Below are 15,441 nucleotides of genomic sequence, written 5' to 3' on the forward strand. Positions count from 1 at the left end.
GTGCGCGGCGCCCTTCGGGTTTACCCACCGTCGCCACCGCTGCGGAAGGGGCCCCCGGAGCAAAGGCAGGAGCACAAGCAAAGGCGGGCGAATGCTTGAACGCCACCGCTGTTGTCGTTGCTCCTGCTTTTGCTTCCCGGGCCCCCGTTAAGGCGTGGCAAGCGGGCCGGGTCAAACCCGCAGGGCGGCGCACAGGACGTGCGCCGTTTTCGGCAGGGGCAGGATGCCCCTTCCGAAAATTCCCGGAACGATTGCGAACCCTTCGCGAAGCGAAGGGCACGCCGCCAGGGGTGTGTTTCTTTTGGTTACTTTTCTTTGCACAAGCAAAGAAAAGTGACGCCCGCGGCAGCGCGTGCGCCGCAAGCGAACGGGCGCTCCGCCGCGCCAGCGCCCGGACATGCGTTCTACGGCAACCCAAAAAATCTCGCACCATGAACACTCAGACGTTCAACAACAGGAATTCCCGCTCCCACGAACTGATCACGCGGAAGAAGGTCTCGTACTCCTTGCGCTTCACCGACACATACGCCCGCACGAACCGCGGTCCCAGCATCTCCTGCAGCGGCTTGCACGCTTCCAGCCCGTCCAGCGCCTCGCCCAGCGAACGCGGCAGGTCGTAGCCGATTTCCTTGGCGCTGCCGGCGGTCGGCGCGGTCGGCTTGAGCTTCTCGCGGATGCCCAGCAGGCCGCAGGCCAGGGTCGCGGCCATCGCCAGGTAGGGATTGGCATCGGAACCGGCGAAGCGACTTTCCACCCGCATGTTCTCCGGAGTGTCCATCGGCACGCGCAGGCCGCAGGTACGGTTGTCGTAGCCCCACTGCACGTTGCTGGGCGAGACTTCGCCGAACATCAGCCGGCGGTAGGAATTGACGTTGGGCGCGAAGAACGCCATCGCCATCGGCACGTACTTCTGCAGGCCGGCCAGGTAGTGCCCGAACACCGGACTGAACTTGCCCGGATCCTTGCCGGTGAACACGTTGTGGCCCTTCTTCGCGTCCACCACGCTCTGGTGGATGTGCATCGCGCTGCCGGGCTCGTTCTCCATCGGCTTGGCCAGGAAGGTGGCGTAGACGCCGTGCCGCATCGCCGCCTCGCGCATGGTGCGCTTGAACAGGAACACCTGGTCGGCCAGCGCCATCGCCCCGGCATGGGTGAAGTTGACTTCCAGCTGGGCCGCGCCGGATTCGTGGATCAGCGTGTCCACGTCCAGCTCCATCGCTTCGCAGTAGTCGTACATCAGATCGAGGATCGGGTCGAACTCGTTGACCGCGTCGATCGAGTACGACTGGCGCGCGGTCTCCGGGCGCCCGGAGCGGCCGGCCGGCGGCAGCAGCGGGAAATCCGGGTCGGTGTTCTTCTGCACCAGGAAGAATTCAAGCTCCGGCGCGACCACCGGTCGCAGGCCGGCCTTTTCGTACTCGGCCAGCACCCGCCGCAGCACGTTGCGCGGCGCCAGTTCGTGCGGCTGTCCGGCCTTGGTGTAGCAGTCGTGGATGATCTGCGCGGTGGGATCGGCCGCCCACGGCACCATCCGCACCGTGTCCGGATCCGGGCGCAGCATCATGTCCGAATCCGACGGCGAGGTCAGTTCGTAATAGTCGTCCGGATAATCACCGGTGACGGTGGTGGCGAAGATGCCTTCCGGCAGGCGGGTGCCGTAGTCGTGCGAGAACTTGTCGGCGGGAATGATCTTGCCGCGCGCGTTGCCGGTGATGTCCGGCACCAGGCATTCGACCTCGGTGATGCGGCGTTCCTTCAGCCAGCGCCGCAGCGCGCTCTCTTCGGCCTGCTGCGGCGTGGTCTGTTTTCGGGAGTTCTTTTTCTGGCTCATGGGATTACGGTTCGGAGAGGGGAACGGGAAGGACGCAATCGCTTCACGCCGCGCGGGGCGGCGGGCGTTCCCGCGCGCGCCGTTCGGCGCGCTCCCGGCAGGCGGCTCCGAACGCCTGGAAGATCGACAGGTAGAACGGGTTTTCGGCGACCCGCCATTCCGGATGCCACTGCACGCCGAGCAGGAAGCCCGGGCCGGCGTGGCGGAAAGCTTCGATCAGCCCGTCCGGCGCGGTGGCTTCCACGATCAGATCACGGCCGAGCCGGCGCACGCCCTGTCCATGCAGCGAATTGACCTTCACCCGTTCCACGCCGGCCCAGTGCGCCAGCAGGCCGTCCGGCGCCAGCGCGACGTCGTGCGCGGGGCCGTACTGGACGTCGAGCGGATCGTCCGGGCGTTCGCGGTGATCCATGAAGCCCGGTTGCTCGTGCACCTTTTGGTACAGGCTGCCGCCCAGGGCGACGTTGACTTCCTGGAAGCCGCGGCAGATCGCCAGCAGCGGCACGCCCATGTCCATCGCCAGCGGAATCAACGCCAGGTTGGTGGCGTCGCGGCGCGGATCCAGCAGGTTGCCTTCGTAGCTGGATTCGTCGCTGTAGTGATGCGGTTCGATGTTGCTGACCGAGCCCGTCAGCAGGATGCCGTCGACGCCGCGCAGGAACTCGCGCAGCGGCAACGCCGGGTCCAGGGTGGGCAGCAGCACCGGCATCGCGCCGGCGCCGTCGACCACCGCGCGGATGTACTTCTCCCCGACCGCGAGGAAGGGATGCGCGCCGATTTGTTTGTGATCGGTCGGCAGGCCGACCAGCGGCTGGCTGGTCATGCAGGGGGCTCGGGATGGCTTGGAGCCACCTTAGCCCGGCCGTTTTATTTTTACAACACAGGGGGCGAATCAGCGCCCGTGCGCCCCGTAATGGTGCGCAGCAGCACCGGTTTCGGGCGTTTTCGGGGTATGAGGCCGCGAGTGTCGTTGAGTATTCTTGACAACGCACCTCCTCTGCTAAGCTGCCACCGGCCTTCCGGAGCGCCTGCATGAACCTCCCTTCCCACCCCGAATCGACTGCCGTCCCGGGCCTTCCCGAAGACGACGCCGCCACCCTGCGCGGCATCGACGGCTGCGAACTGATCGACCTCATCCTTCCCGACATGAACGGCCTGCTGCGCGGCAAGCGCATCACCCGCGACGCGCTGGACAAGGTCTACGCCGACGGGGTGTGCCTGCCGATGTCGCTGATCGCCACCGACATCACCGGCAACACGGTGGAGGAGACCGGACTGGGCTACGACATCGGCGACGAGGATCGCATCTGCCGGCCGGTGCCGGGTTCGCTGCGATCCGTGCCATGGGCACCGCGGCCGATGGCGCAACTGCTGCTGGCGATGGAGGACGCGGCCGGCGGCCTGTTCGAGGCCAATCCGCGCGAGGTGCTGCGGCGCGTGCTGGCGCGCTACGCCGCGCGCGGGCTCACGCCGGTGGTGGCGGTGGAACTGGAGTTCTACCTGTTCGAACAGCGCCCGGACGCCGACGGCCGTCCGGTGGCGTCGCGCAATCCGGCCACCGGCGCGCCCAACCGCAGCACGCAGGTCTACTACATGGAAGACCTCAACGATTACCGCGGCTTCACCGACGCGGTCGCCGCCGCCTGCCGCGCCCAGCGCATTCCCGCCGACACCGCCGTCGCCGAATACGCACCGGGCCAGTTCGAGATCAACCTCAAGCACCGCGACGACGCGTTGCTGGCCTGCGACGACGCCATCTACCTGAAGCGCGCGATCAAGGCGATCGCCCAGCAGCAGGGCGCGCTGGCCAGCTTCATGGCCAAGCCACTGGTCGATCAGGCCGGCAGCGGCATGCACATCCACGTCAGCGTGCTGGATGGCGAGGGCCGGAACGTGTTCGCCTCGCCGGTCGGACAGCCGGCCGACGCGCTGCGCCACGCCATCGGCGGCCTGCAGCGCAGCGCCGCCGACTGCCTGCTGCTGTTCGCTCCCAACGCCAACAGCTACCGGCGCTTCGTGCTCAACGCATTCGTGCCGCTCAATACCTGCTGGGGCTACAACAACCGCACCGTCGCCATGCGCATCCCGCACGGCGGCGAGGCCAACACACGTGTCGAACATCGCATCGCCGGCGCCGACGCCAACGTCTACCTGGTCACCGCCGCGGTGCTGGCGGGGATGCTGCACGGCATCGAGAACGGCTTCGACCCCGGCCCGCCGATCACCGGCAACGCCTACGAGCAGACCGAGAACCTGACCCCGTTCTGGCGCGACACCATCGACGATTTCCTCGCCAGCGGGTTCGTCGCCGAATGGTTCGGTACGTCGTTCCGGCACATCTACGGCCAGCAGAAGCTCAAGGAGATGCGCAGCTTCAATACCCAGGTCACCGACCTGGAGTACGACTGGTACCTGCGGTCGGTATGAGCCGGCGCGACACCGCCGCCTATCCGCCGTCCTGGTACGCGGCCAGCGCCGCGCCGCTGCCGCCGCAGCCGCGGCTGGAGGGCGAACTGCAGGCCGACGTGTGCATCCTCGGCGCGGGCTATACCGGCCTGTCGGCGGCGCTGGAGCTGGCCGAGGCCGGTTATCGCGTGATCGTGCTGGAAGCCGAGCGGATCGGCTGGGGCGCCAGTGGCCGCAACGGCGGCCAGGCGATCGTCGGCTATGGTTGCGAGCAGGACACCTTGGAACGACTGGTCGGGCGCGCCGACGCGCGCCGCCTGTTCGATTTCTCGCGCGAGGGCATGGCGCTGATGCGGGATCGCATCCATCGCCACGCCATCGCCTGCGACTGGCGCGACGGGCACACCAGCGTGCCCATCAAGCCGCGCCAGGAACAGGCGCTGAAGCGCTGGCAGGCGCACATGGCCGAGCACTACGACTACCCCATGGAATGGTGGGACCGCGAACAACTGCGCGCGCAACTGGCCAGCGATCGCTATCTCGGCGCCATCTACGATCCGCTCAGCGGCCATCTGCATCCGCTCGAATACGCCTTCGGGCTGGCCCGCGCGGCGCTGGCGGCGGGCGTGCGCATCTTCGAGCATTCGCGGGTCGTCCGGCTGGAACGTGGCGCCGCGCCGGTCCTGCATACCGACGCCGGGCGGGTCCGCTGCGAGTTCGCCGTGCTGGCCGGCAATGCCTGGCTGCGCGGCGTCGCGCCGGAACTGGAATCGCGGATCATGCCGGTCGGCACCTACATCGGCGCCACCGCGCCGCTGGGCGAGGCACGCGCCCGCGCCCTGATCCGCAATGACATGGCGGTGGCGGACGTGAACTGGGCGCTGGACTATTTCCGCCTGAGCCGCGATCACCGCCTGCTGTTCGGCGGCCGCGCCAGCTATTCCACCCTGCCCCCGCCCAACCTGCGCGGGACCATGGCGCGACGGATGCGGCGGGTCTTCCCGCAATTGGCCGATGTCGACATCGAGTACGTCTGGGGCGGCTACGTCGACATCTCGCTCAACCGCGCCCCGCACTGGGGCCGGCTGGCACCCAATGTCTATTTCGCCCAGGGATTCAGTGGCCACGGGGTGGCGTCCACCAGCCTGGCGGGCAAGGTCATCGCCGACGCCATCCGTGGCCAGGCCGAACGCCTGGACGCCTTCGCCCGTATTCCGCACCGCCCGTTCCCCGGCGGCCGCCTGCTGCGCACGCCGATGCTGGTGGCGGCGATGGCCTGGTACAAGCTGCGCGATGCGCTCTGGTAGGGATTTCCCGCCGGTTTGATCGGAATCAATGCCCGGTGGACGGGTCCTTCCTAGAGTATTTCCAGGCACGCACACCCCGGCGTGCGGGAAGTACCGACATGGCCCTACTCGTCTGGCAGGACGACCTCAACACCGGCGTGGACGTGATCGACGCCCAGCACCGCCGCATCGTCGAGATGATCAACCGCCTGCACATCGCCAACCGTTCGATGGAACGGATCGCGGTGGCCGAGGTGATCGAGGAACTGGTCGACTACACCCTCTCCCACTTCGCCTTCGAGGAGGAGCTGATGGAGGAGGCCGGCTATCCGTTCTCGGCCGCGCACAAGCGCGTGCATCAGTTGTTCGCCAAGCGCGTGGGCGAATACCGGATGCGCTTCGAAGCCGGCGACGACATCGGCGACGAGCTGCGTTCCATGCTCGCCCGCTGGCTGTACAACCACATCCGCAGCGACGACAAGGACTACGCCGACGCGGTGAAGCACCACCTCAACCTGTTCGCCCGCGAGCACCAGGAAGGCGGCTGGCTGGGCCGCACCCTCAAGCGGCTGTTCCGGTGAGGCGGCGTTTGCTCCGCTGACCGGCCAGCGGCTTCGGACGCAGCCCGCCGAGCAAGCTCGGCGTTACACGCCGGCCTCGCTCCACTGCGCCATGCCCGGCCAAACCACTCCCCTCAACGAGAACGCGGCATCAGCCAAAGCGCCAGCAAGGTGAGCACCGCGGCACCACACAGGTAATACCCCACGTAGGCCAGGCCGAACTGTTCGGCCAGCTTGGTCGCCACGTAGGGCGCCAGCGACGCGCCGAAGATACCGGCCAGGTTGAAGGCCAGCGACGCGCCGGTATAGCGCACCTCGGTGGGAAACATCTCCGCCAGGATGGTGCCGCACGGGCCGTAGGTCAGGCCCATGATGCCCAGGCCCAGGGCCAGGAACAGCAGTACGCCGCCGGCACTGCCGGAGGAGAACAGCGGCGCGAACGCCAGCCCGAACGCGAAAATCGCGACGCTGGCGAGCATCATCGCCCGCCGCCGTCCGCGTCGATCCGCATACAGTGCGGCCACCGGAATGCCGATGGCGAAGAACAGCACGCCGACCATCTGCAGCAACAGGAACTGCTCGCGCGAGTAGCCCAACCGCGAGGTGCCCCAGCTCAGCGCGAACACCGTCATCAGGTAGAACAGCACGAAGGTCGCCATCGCCGCGAAGGTACCGGCCAACAGCGCGCGTGGATGCTGCTTCAACACGGTGATCATCGGCAGGCGCACGCGCTCGTCGCGGTCCAGGGTCTTCTGGAAATCCGGTGTCTCGGTGATGCGCAGGCGTACCCACAGGCCGACGATCACCAACGCCGCGCTGGCCAGGAACGGGATGCGCCAGCCCCAGGCGAGGAACTGCGCGTCGGTCATCAATTCGGTCAGCAGCAGGAAGATGCCGGTCGAGCACAGGAAGCCAATCGGCGCGCCCAGTTGCGGGAACATGCCGTACCAGGCGCGCTTGCCCGGCGGCGCGTTCTCGGTGGCCAGCAGCACCGCGCCGCCCCATTCGCCGCCCAGCCCCAGGCCCTGGCCGAACCGGCACAGCGCCAATAGCAGCGGCGCGAAGATGCCGATGCTTGCGTAGGTCGGCAGCAGTCCGATGGCGACGGTAGACAGGCCCATCGTCAGCAGCGCGGCCACCAGCGTCGCCTTGCGGCCGATCCGGTCCCCGTAGTGGCCGAATATCGCCGAACCGACCGGTCGTGCGAAGAACGCCAGTGCGAAGGTCGCCAGCGATTGCAGCGTCGCCGCCCCGGCGTCGCCCTCGGGGAAGAACAGTTTCGGGAACACCAGCACCGCCGCGGTGGCGTAGATGTAGAAATCGAAGAACTCGATGGTGGTGCCGATTAGGCTGGCAAACAGGACGCGGCGGGGCGAGTTGCCCGGCAAGGCGGGATCGGCGACGGCGGTGGCGGTCATGGAGGCGTGGAAGGGGGTGACGGTCCGATTCTGGCAGATCCGGGTGGGGAGCAAAGGCAAATCCCCCTCGATCCCCCTTTTACAAAGGGGGAGGATCAGCGGTTCGATTGGCTTGCCTCTGGCGCAAAAGGCGAATCCTCCCCGGTCCCCTTTGCCGCTTTTGCCCCCTTTGAAAAAGGGGGCGGGCACCTGCGAAGCAGGCGACGGGGGAATGACCCGCCATTCGGCGGTTGTGAAGCGCTTGCTCTTGGCGCCATCCCACCGGGCCAGCAACATTCCTTCCCCGCATTCATGCGATCCTCGTCGCGTTCCCCTTCATGCAGGAGCCCGACCATGGATGAGGACCTGGACACCCTTTCGCGCGACGAACTGATCGCCGAAGTACGCCGCCTGCGCGCCGGCATCCGCGAGCACCGCGACAGCACCGGCCACGACCTGTGCTGGCACCATCCGGCGCTGTGGGGCCTGCTGCCTGAGAAAAGCGATCCGCAACCGGAGGTCCCCGACTGGCCGCAGTTCCTGCGCGGCTGCATCCGCTACCGGCAATCGCTGGATCGGCAACTGCCCGATGCCGCGCGCACGAATCGCCCGTTCACCCCCGACGAAGCCGACTTGTAGGAGCGACGTGAGTCGCGACCGTGGTCCGCGAAAATTTCCTTGTGGGAGCGACGTGAGTCGCGAAAGCCCGCGAATCTACCGTGTTCCGGAACAAAAGCATCGCGACTCACGTCGCTCCCACAGGGAAACATGTTTTTGGCCGTATCAATCCGCCAGATTGATCCAGGTCGCCTTGATCTCGGTGTACTTGTCGAAGGCGTGCAGCGATTTGTCGCGGCCGTTGCCGGACTGCTTGTAGCCGCCAAACGGTGCGGTCATGTCGCCACCGTCCCAATAGTTCACCCACACGCTGCCGGCGCGCAGCTTGCGGGCGACGCGGTGGGCGCGGGCGATGTCGCGGGTCCAGACGCCGGCGGCCAGGCCGTATTCGGTGTCGTTGGCCATGCGCAGCGCCTGCTCCTCGTTGTCGAAGGCGATCACCGACAGCACCGGGCCGAAGATTTCCTCGCGCGAGATGGTGTGCTCGTGGGCCACGCCGTCGAACACCGTGGGTTCGATGTAGCAGCCGCCGGACACCACCTCGGCGCGCCCGCCGCCCAGCACCAGCCTGGCGCCTTCGGCCACGCCCTTCTCGATATAGCCGAGCACGCGGTTGGTCTGGCTCTCGTCCACCATCGCGCCCATCGGCGCGCCGGGGTCCAGCGGATGACGCGGCTGCATCTTCCGTCCCGCCTCGACCACGCGGGCGACGAACTCGTCCTTGATCGCGCGCTCCACCAGCAGGCGCGAGGCGGCGGTGCAGACTTCGCCCTGGTTGTAGAAGATGCCGCCGGCCGCGGCCTCGGCCGCCTTGTCCAGATCCGGCGCGTCGGCGAACACGAGGTTCGGGCTCTTGCCGCCGCACTCCATGTAGGCGCGTTTCATGTTCGACAGGCCGGCGCACTGCAACAGGCGCTTGCCGACCGCGGTGGAGCCGGTGAACACCAGCCCGTCCACGTCCATGTGCAGCGCCAACGGTTCGCCCGCTTCCTTGCCGAAACCGGGCACCACATTGAATACGCCGGCGGGAATGCCCGCCTCCATCGCCAGTTCGGCCAGCCGGAGCACGCTCAGCGGCGATTTTTCCGAAGGCTTCAGCACGATCGAGTTGCCGGTCGCCAGCGCGGGCGCGAATTTCCACGCCGCCATCAGCATCGGGAAATTCCACGGCACGATCGCGCCGACCACGCCCAGCGGCTCGCGGGTCACCAGGCCCAGTTCGTCCGGGCCGGTCGCGGCGATTTCGCCGTACACCTTGTCCAGCGCCTCGCCGGTCCAGCTCACGCAGCGGATCGTCGCGGCCACGTCCACCTGGCGCGCATCGGTGACCGGCTTGCCCATGTCCAGCGATTCCAGCAGCGCCAGTTCATCGCCGTGCGTTTCGATCAGCCTGGCGAATTTCAGCAGCACCTTCTTGCGGTGGGTCGGTTTCGCGTTGGCCCAGGCGCCGGTCTCGAAACTGCGTCGCGCCGCCGCCACCGCGCGATCGATATCCTCGCTTCCGCCCTCGGCCACCTTCGCCAGCACCCGCCCGTCGATCGGACTGACGCAGTCGAAGGTCTTGCCGCTGGCCGCGTCCACGTAACGGCCGTCGATGAAGGCCTGGCTGCGGATGGACAGACCGGCGGCCATCGCCAGCCAGTCTTCGCGGGTGCGGGGTGCATTCATCGTCGGCTCCTGGGGGAAGGGGGTGCGATACCGTCGCCGCGCGGGCGACGGCGATGGAATCAGAACGTGGCGGGCGTGTTCGCGCTGACGATCACCGCATCGCCCTCGCCCACGTTGCGGAAACGGTGCGGCACCCGGCTCTCGAAGTAGTACGCCTCGCCGGGGCCGAGCACGCGGACCTGGTCGCCGACGGTCACCTCGACCTGCCCGGCGATGATCACCCCGCCCTCTTCGCCGTCGTGGCGCAGCATGGTCTCGCCGGTATCGGTGCCGGCCGGCATCACCTCGCGCAGGATGCACATCTGCCGCTGCGGGCGGTGCTGCCCGACCAGGAAGTAGTGCACGCCATTGCTGCCCACGTCCGGCAGATCCTCCACGCCGTAGAACGGGTTGTCCGGCAGGCCGGCTTCCAGGTCCAGGGTGAAGAAATCGGCCAGCGAGATCGGAATGCCGTCCAGCACCTTCTTCAGCGAGCTGACCGAGGGGCTGACCTTGTTCTGCTCGATCAGCGAGATGGTGCTGTTGGTGACGCCCACGCGCTTGGCCAGCTCGCGCTGGCTGAGGTGCTTGGATTTGCGGACCAGTTGCAGGCGGGCGCCGATGTCCATTTCCCGTGGGCGTACCGGTGGCGGATGTTGCGGATACTTTACACCCGGTGAGGAGGGCGTCAATTTGATTGGCCGCACGCGCTTTTGCCTTTGCTCCTGCCTTTCGGTCCCCCGTGAAGCCGGCAGGCCGGGCGGGCGAATACCCCGAAGGGGCGGCGCGCAGGACGCGCGCCGTTTCGGGCAGGCACAGGGATGTGCCTTCCCGAAATGCCCGCCTGGACTGCGAACCCGGCCCGCGCAGCGGGTCGGGCGGCGCCTGAGGGGGTGTGCTTTCTTTGGTTACTTTCTTTGCACAAGCAAAGAAAGTGACTCGCGCCCGCAGGCGCGAAAGCCGTTGCCTTTGCTTCAAGGGCTCCCGAACCGCCATCGGGGCTACCAACGGCAGTTGTAAAGTTTATTCAACGCGGTAAGCTGCGGCCCTACCCCCGCAGCCAGGAGCCGCCATGAGCGCCGACGCCCCCTCCTCCTCCCGCGCACTGGCGGATTTCTACGAGACCCAGGCCCTGCAGGCGCCGGAATCGCTCAATGCGTTCTGGATGCCGTTCACCGCCAACAAGCAGTTCAAGGCGGCGCCACGCCTGCTCGCCAGCGCCTCCGGCATGCATTACCGCTCGGTCGATGGCCGCGAGATTCTCGATGCCACTTCGGGTCTGTGGTGCTGCAACGCCGGCCACGCGCGGCCGCGCATCGTCGAGGCGGTGAAGAAGCAGATCGAGACGCTCGATTTCGCGCCCAATTTCTCGATGAGCTCGCCGCTGCCGTTCGTGCTGGCCGAGCGGCTGGCGGAGCTGACGCCGGGCGATCTCAACCATGTCTTCTACACCAACTCCGGATCCGAATCGGTCGACAGCGCGCTGAAGATCGCGCTGGCCTACCACCGTGCGCGTGGCGAGGGCCAGCGCACCCGCCTGATCGGGCGCGAGAAGGCCTATCACGGCGTTGGTTTCGGCGGCATCTCCGTCGGCGGCCTGCCGAACAACCGCAAGTGGTTCGGCAGCCTGCTGCCGGGCGTGGATCACCTGCGCCATACGCTGGACCTGGAGCGCAACGCGTTCTCGCGCGGACTGCCGCCGTTCGGCATCGAACTGGCCGAGGATCTGGAGCGGATGGTCGCCTTGCACGACGCCTCCACCATCGCCGCGGTGATCATCGAACCGATTTCCGGCTCGGCCGGGGTGATCATCCCCCCGGATGGCTACCTGCGCCGGATCCGCGAGATCTGCGACAAGTACGGCATCCTGCTGATCTTCGACGAGGTCATCACCGGCTTCGGCCGCCTGGGCCGCGCATTCGGCGCGCAGCGCTTCGACGTCACTCCCGACATCATCACCGCCGCCAAGGGCCTGACCAACGGCTGCGTACCGATGGGCGCCGTGTTCGTCTCGGAGAAGATCCACGACGTATTCACCCACGGTCCGGACAACGCCATCGACCTGTTCCATGGCTATACCTATTCCGGCCATCCGCTGGCCTGCGCCGCCGCGCTGGCGACGCTGGACACCTATGCGGAAGAGAACCTGTTCGAGCGCTCGCTGGAACTGGGCGACTACTGGGAAGACGCCATCCACGGCCTGCGCGGACTGCCCAACATCGCCGACATCCGCAACTTCGGCCTGGTCGGCGCCATCGAGATGGTGCCGCGGGCCGGCGCGCCGGGCGCCCGCGCCTACGACGTGTTCAACCGCGCCTTCCACGAGGGCAACCTGCTGACCCGGGTCACCGGCGACGTCATCGCGCTGTCGCCGCCGCTCATCGCCGAGCGCGGCCACATCGATCGCATCTTCGCCACCCTGGCCGATATCATCCGCACCACTGCCTGATCCCCTGCTCCAGTTCCCAGTTCCCGCTTCCCCACCACGCCCCGGCGCTCCCCACGCGCATCCATCCTCACGCAACGGAGAGAAACATGCTGATCGGCGTTCCCAAGGAAATAAAGAACCATGAGTACCGCATCGGCCTGACCCCGGCCGGTGCGCGCGAATTGATCGCCCATGGCCATCAGGTGATGGTGCAGAAGGACGGCGGCAAGGCGATCGGCCTGACCGACGAACAGTATGCGAAGGCGGGAGCGGAAATCGTCTCCGGCGCCGAGGAAATCTTCCGCCGCGCCGACATGATCATCAAGGTCAAAGAGCCGCAGCCGGTGGAGTGCGCAATGCTGCGGTCCGGCCAGGTCCTCTACACCTACCTGCACCTGGCACCGGATCCGGAACAGACCAAGGCGCTGGTCGCCTCGGGGGTCACCGCGATCGCCTACGAGACCGTCACCGACCACCGCGGCGGCCTGCCGCTGCTGGCGCCAATGAGCGAAGTGGCCGGGCGCATGTCGATCCAGGCCGGCGCGCATGCGCTGGAAAAGGCGCAGGGCGGATCCGGCATCCTGCTCGGCGGGGTACCGGGGGTGAAACCGGCGGAAGTGCTGGTCATCGGCGGCGGCGTGGTCGGATTGAACGCCGCGCGCATGGCGATGGGGCTGGGCGCGCACGTAACCATTCTGGATCGCTCCATCGATCGCCTGAAGTACATCGACGAGTTGTATGGCGATCGCCTGACCACCATCTACTCCACCCATGACGCGATCGAGGAGCGCCTGCCTTACACCGATCTGGTGATCGGCGCGGTGCTGATTCCCGGCGCGGCCGCGCCCAAGCTGGTATCGCGCTCGCAGCTGAAGCTGATGCGTCCGGGTTCGGTGCTGGTGGACGTGGCCATCGACCAGGGCGGCTGCTTCGAGACCAGCCATCCCACCACCCACCAGGATCCGACCTACGAAGTGGATGGCGTCATCCACTACTGCGTCGCCAACATGCCCGGCGGCGTCGCCCGCACCTCCACCTTCGCCCTCACCAACGCCACCCTGCCCTTCGCCGTGCAGCTGGCGAACAAGGGCGCGCGGCGCGCGTTGCTGGACGATCCCCACCTGCTCAACGGCCTGAACGTGTACGCCGGCACGGTGACGTACAAGGCGGTGGCCGAGGATCTCGGCTATCCCTATGTGCCGGCGGCGCAGGCGCTGGGCTGATCCGCTTCCCAAGACATCCCCCATGACCGAACTCCTGCACCATTTCATCAACGGACAGCCGGCGGCCGGCACCAACGGCCGCCATGGCGAGGTCTTCGATCCGGCCAGCGGACAGGTGTCGGCGCACGTGCCGCTGGCATCGGCGGCGGAAGTCGGCGCCGCGGTCCAGGCCGCGCAGGCGGTGTTCCCGGCCTGGAGCGCGGTCACCCCGCTCAACCGCGCGCGGGTGATGTTCCGGTTCAAGGAACTGCTGGAACGCCACGCCGACGAACTGGCGCTGCGCATCACCTACGAACACGGGAAAGTGCTGTCGGACGCGCGCGGCGAAGTGACCCGCGGACTGGAAGTGGTGGAGTTCGCCTGCGGCATTCCGCATCTGCTCAAGGGCGAGCATTCGATGAACGTCGGACGCGACGTGGATTCCTGGAGCGAGTACGCGCCACTGGGCGTGGTCGCCGGCATCACCCCGTTCAATTTCCCGGCGATGGTGCCGCTGTGGATGTTCCCGGTGGCGCTGGCCTGCGGCAACACTTTCGTGCTCAAGCCGTCCGAACGGGATCCGTCCGCCTCGCTGATGCTGGCCGAACTGCTGCGCCAGGCCGGCTTGCCGGATGGCGCGTTCAACGTGGTGCACGGCGACAAGGAAGCCGTCGATGCGCTGCTGGACGATCCGCGCGTGCAGGCGGTGAGTTTCGTCGGGTCCACCCCCATCGCCGAATACATCTACGCGCGCGGCAGCGCCAACGGCAAGCGGGTACAGGCACTGGGCGGCGCCAAGAACCACATGGTGGTGATGCCCGACGCCGACTTCGATGGCGCCGCCGCCGCCCTGCTGGGTGCCGGCTACGGATCCGCCGGCGAACGCTGCATGGCGATCTCGGTGGCGGTGTGCGTAGGCGATCACACCGCCGATGCGTTGCTCGAACGGCTGGCGCCGAAGGTCGCCGCGCTGAAGATTGGCCCGGGCGCCCAGGACACCGAGATGGGGCCGCTGGTCACCGGCGCGCACCGCGACAAGGTGCGCGGCTATGTCGATCTGGGGGTGGCCGAGGGGGCCACGCTGCTGGTGGACGGACGCGGGGTGACGGTGGAAGGCGCCGGCAACGGTTTCTTCCTCGGCGGTTGCCTGTTCGACCACGTCACCCCGGACATGCGCATCTACCGCGAGGAGATCTTCGGTCCGGTGCTGTGCGTGGTGCGAGTGCCGGATCTGGACACCGCGCTGCGGCTGGTCAATGAACACGAATATGGCAATGGCGTGGCGGTGTTCACCCGTGACGGCGGCGCGGCGCGCGAATTCGCCCATCAGGTGCAGGCCGGCATGGTCGGCATCAACGTGCCGATCCCGGTGCCGATGGCCTTCCACAGCTTCGGCGGCTGGAAGCGCTCGCTGTTCGGCCCGCTGCACGTGCACGGCCCGGACGGCGTGCGGTTCTACACCCGCCTGAAGACCATCACCGCCCGCTGGCCCGAAGAACCCCGCCACGCCGAATTCGTCATGCCGACGATGAAGTGAGCGTCAGTGCTCCTTACCAGCTGATTGTGGGAGCGACGTAAGTCGCGAGCTTTTCGCGATTTTCCCGGCTCCGTCATCGCGACTCACGTCGCTCCCACAAGGGGTACTTTGGCTGGCGTCACGTCTTCATCGCATTGACCCTGGCCGTGACCATTGGCCCAGCCGGAGCTAGCGTCGGCCCATCCTTCCGTTTGACTGTGGGAGCGACGTAAGTCGCGAGCTTTTCGCGATTTTCCCGGCTCCGTCATCGCGACTCACGTCGCTCCCACAAGGGGTACTTTGGCTGGCGTCACGTCTTCATCGCATTGACCCTGGCCGTGACCATTGGCCCAGCCGGAGCTAGCGTCGGCCCATCCTTCCGTTTGACTGTGGGAGCGACGTAAGTCGCGAGCTTTTCGCGATTTTCCCGGCTCCGTCATCGCGACTCACGTCGCTCCCACAAGGGGTACTTTGGCTGGCGTCACGTCTTCATCGCATTGACCCTGGCCGTGACCATTGGCCCAGCCGGAGCTAGCGTCGGCCCATCCTT

Annotated in this window: 12 protein-coding genes; 7 read left to right on the top strand and 5 right to left on the bottom strand. The window is 67.2% G+C overall.

Features of this window, described 5'->3' with window-relative positions:
- Positions 1-439: 439 nt before the first annotated feature.
- Together IQ458_RS11735 and IQ458_RS11740 are read right to left on the bottom strand one after the other, a co-directional pair.
- Positions 440-1,831 carry a glutamine synthetase family protein gene (locus IQ458_RS11735; protein WP_192199428.1) on the bottom strand — a complete coding sequence of 464 codons (1,392 nt, stop codon included), beginning with the start codon at positions 1,829-1,831 and terminating at the stop codon, positions 440-442.
- Between the two features lie 43 nt (positions 1,832-1,874).
- Entirely contained in the window at positions 1,875-2,654 is a 780-nt protein-coding gene (locus IQ458_RS11740; protein ID WP_183637851.1) for a gamma-glutamyl-gamma-aminobutyrate hydrolase family protein, read from the bottom strand.
- 209 nt (positions 2,655-2,863) lie between these two features.
- Here IQ458_RS11740 and IQ458_RS11745 point away from each other — a divergent pair, with 209 nt between their 5' ends.
- The 3 genes from IQ458_RS11745 (at position 2,864) to IQ458_RS11755 (ending at position 6,104) form a co-directional block, all read left to right on the top strand.
- Entirely contained in the window at positions 2,864-4,258 is a 1,395-nt protein-coding gene (locus IQ458_RS11745; protein WP_203322916.1) for a glutamine synthetase family protein, read from the top strand.
- Complete coding sequence (locus IQ458_RS11750) at positions 4,255-5,544, top strand: NAD(P)/FAD-dependent oxidoreductase (protein WP_203322917.1); 1,290 nt, start codon at positions 4,255-4,257, stop codon at positions 5,542-5,544. Before IQ458_RS11745 ends, IQ458_RS11750 begins: the two co-directional genes overlap by 4 nt.
- Before the next feature lie 98 nt (positions 5,545-5,642).
- A complete protein-coding gene (locus IQ458_RS11755; protein WP_141456210.1) occupies positions 5,643-6,104 on the top strand; it encodes a bacteriohemerythrin in 462 nt (153 codons plus the stop codon).
- A gap of 113 nt (positions 6,105-6,217) precedes the next feature.
- Here the strand turns inward: IQ458_RS11755 and IQ458_RS11760 are convergent, their stop codons facing one another.
- Complete coding sequence (locus IQ458_RS11760; protein ID WP_183637860.1) at positions 6,218-7,501, bottom strand: MFS transporter; 1,284 nt, start codon at positions 7,499-7,501, stop codon at positions 6,218-6,220.
- A gap of 333 nt (positions 7,502-7,834) precedes the next feature.
- On the opposite strand from IQ458_RS11760, the gene IQ458_RS11765 reads away from it, so the two are divergent.
- A complete protein-coding gene (locus IQ458_RS11765; protein ID WP_203322918.1) occupies positions 7,835-8,119 on the top strand; it encodes a hypothetical protein in 285 nt (94 codons plus the stop codon).
- A 144-nt stretch (positions 8,120-8,263) separates the two neighbouring features.
- Here IQ458_RS11765 and IQ458_RS11770 read toward each other — a convergent pair whose 3' ends face one another.
- Both IQ458_RS11770 and IQ458_RS11775 read right to left on the bottom strand, forming a co-directional pair.
- The gene (locus IQ458_RS11770; protein ID WP_203322919.1) at positions 8,264-9,766 is read right to left on the bottom strand and encodes an aldehyde dehydrogenase; all 1,503 of its coding nucleotides are present in this window, start codon (positions 9,764-9,766) and stop codon (positions 8,264-8,266) included.
- A 59-nt stretch (positions 9,767-9,825) separates the two neighbouring features.
- The gene (locus IQ458_RS11775; protein ID WP_183637868.1) at positions 9,826-10,374 is read right to left on the bottom strand and encodes a cupin domain-containing protein; all 549 of its coding nucleotides are present in this window, start codon (positions 10,372-10,374) and stop codon (positions 9,826-9,828) included.
- A 443-nt stretch (positions 10,375-10,817) separates the two neighbouring features.
- Here IQ458_RS11775 and aptA point away from each other — a divergent pair, with 443 nt between their 5' ends.
- The 3 genes from aptA to IQ458_RS11790 all read left to right on the top strand — a co-directional run bounded on the left by aptA (position 10,818) and on the right by IQ458_RS11790 (position 14,912).
- A complete protein-coding gene (gene aptA / locus IQ458_RS11780; RefSeq protein ID WP_183637871.1) occupies positions 10,818-12,194 on the top strand; it encodes an omega-aminotransferase AptA in 1,377 nt (458 codons plus the stop codon).
- Positions 12,195-12,280: 86 nt separating this feature from the next.
- Complete coding sequence (gene ald / locus IQ458_RS11785; protein WP_183637874.1) at positions 12,281-13,396, top strand: alanine dehydrogenase; 1,116 nt, start codon at positions 12,281-12,283, stop codon at positions 13,394-13,396.
- Positions 13,397-13,418: 22 nt separating this feature from the next.
- Positions 13,419-14,912: a CoA-acylating methylmalonate-semialdehyde dehydrogenase gene (locus IQ458_RS11790; protein ID WP_203322920.1), complete on the top strand. Its 1,494-nt coding sequence runs from the start codon at positions 13,419-13,421 to the stop codon at positions 14,910-14,912.
- Positions 14,913-15,441 lie beyond the last annotated feature (529 nt).

The sequence above is a fragment of the Pseudoxanthomonas beigongshangi genome (genome assembly GCF_016820515.1).
Classification (GTDB): domain Bacteria; phylum Pseudomonadota; class Gammaproteobacteria; order Xanthomonadales; family Xanthomonadaceae; genus Pseudoxanthomonas_A; species Pseudoxanthomonas_A beigongshangi.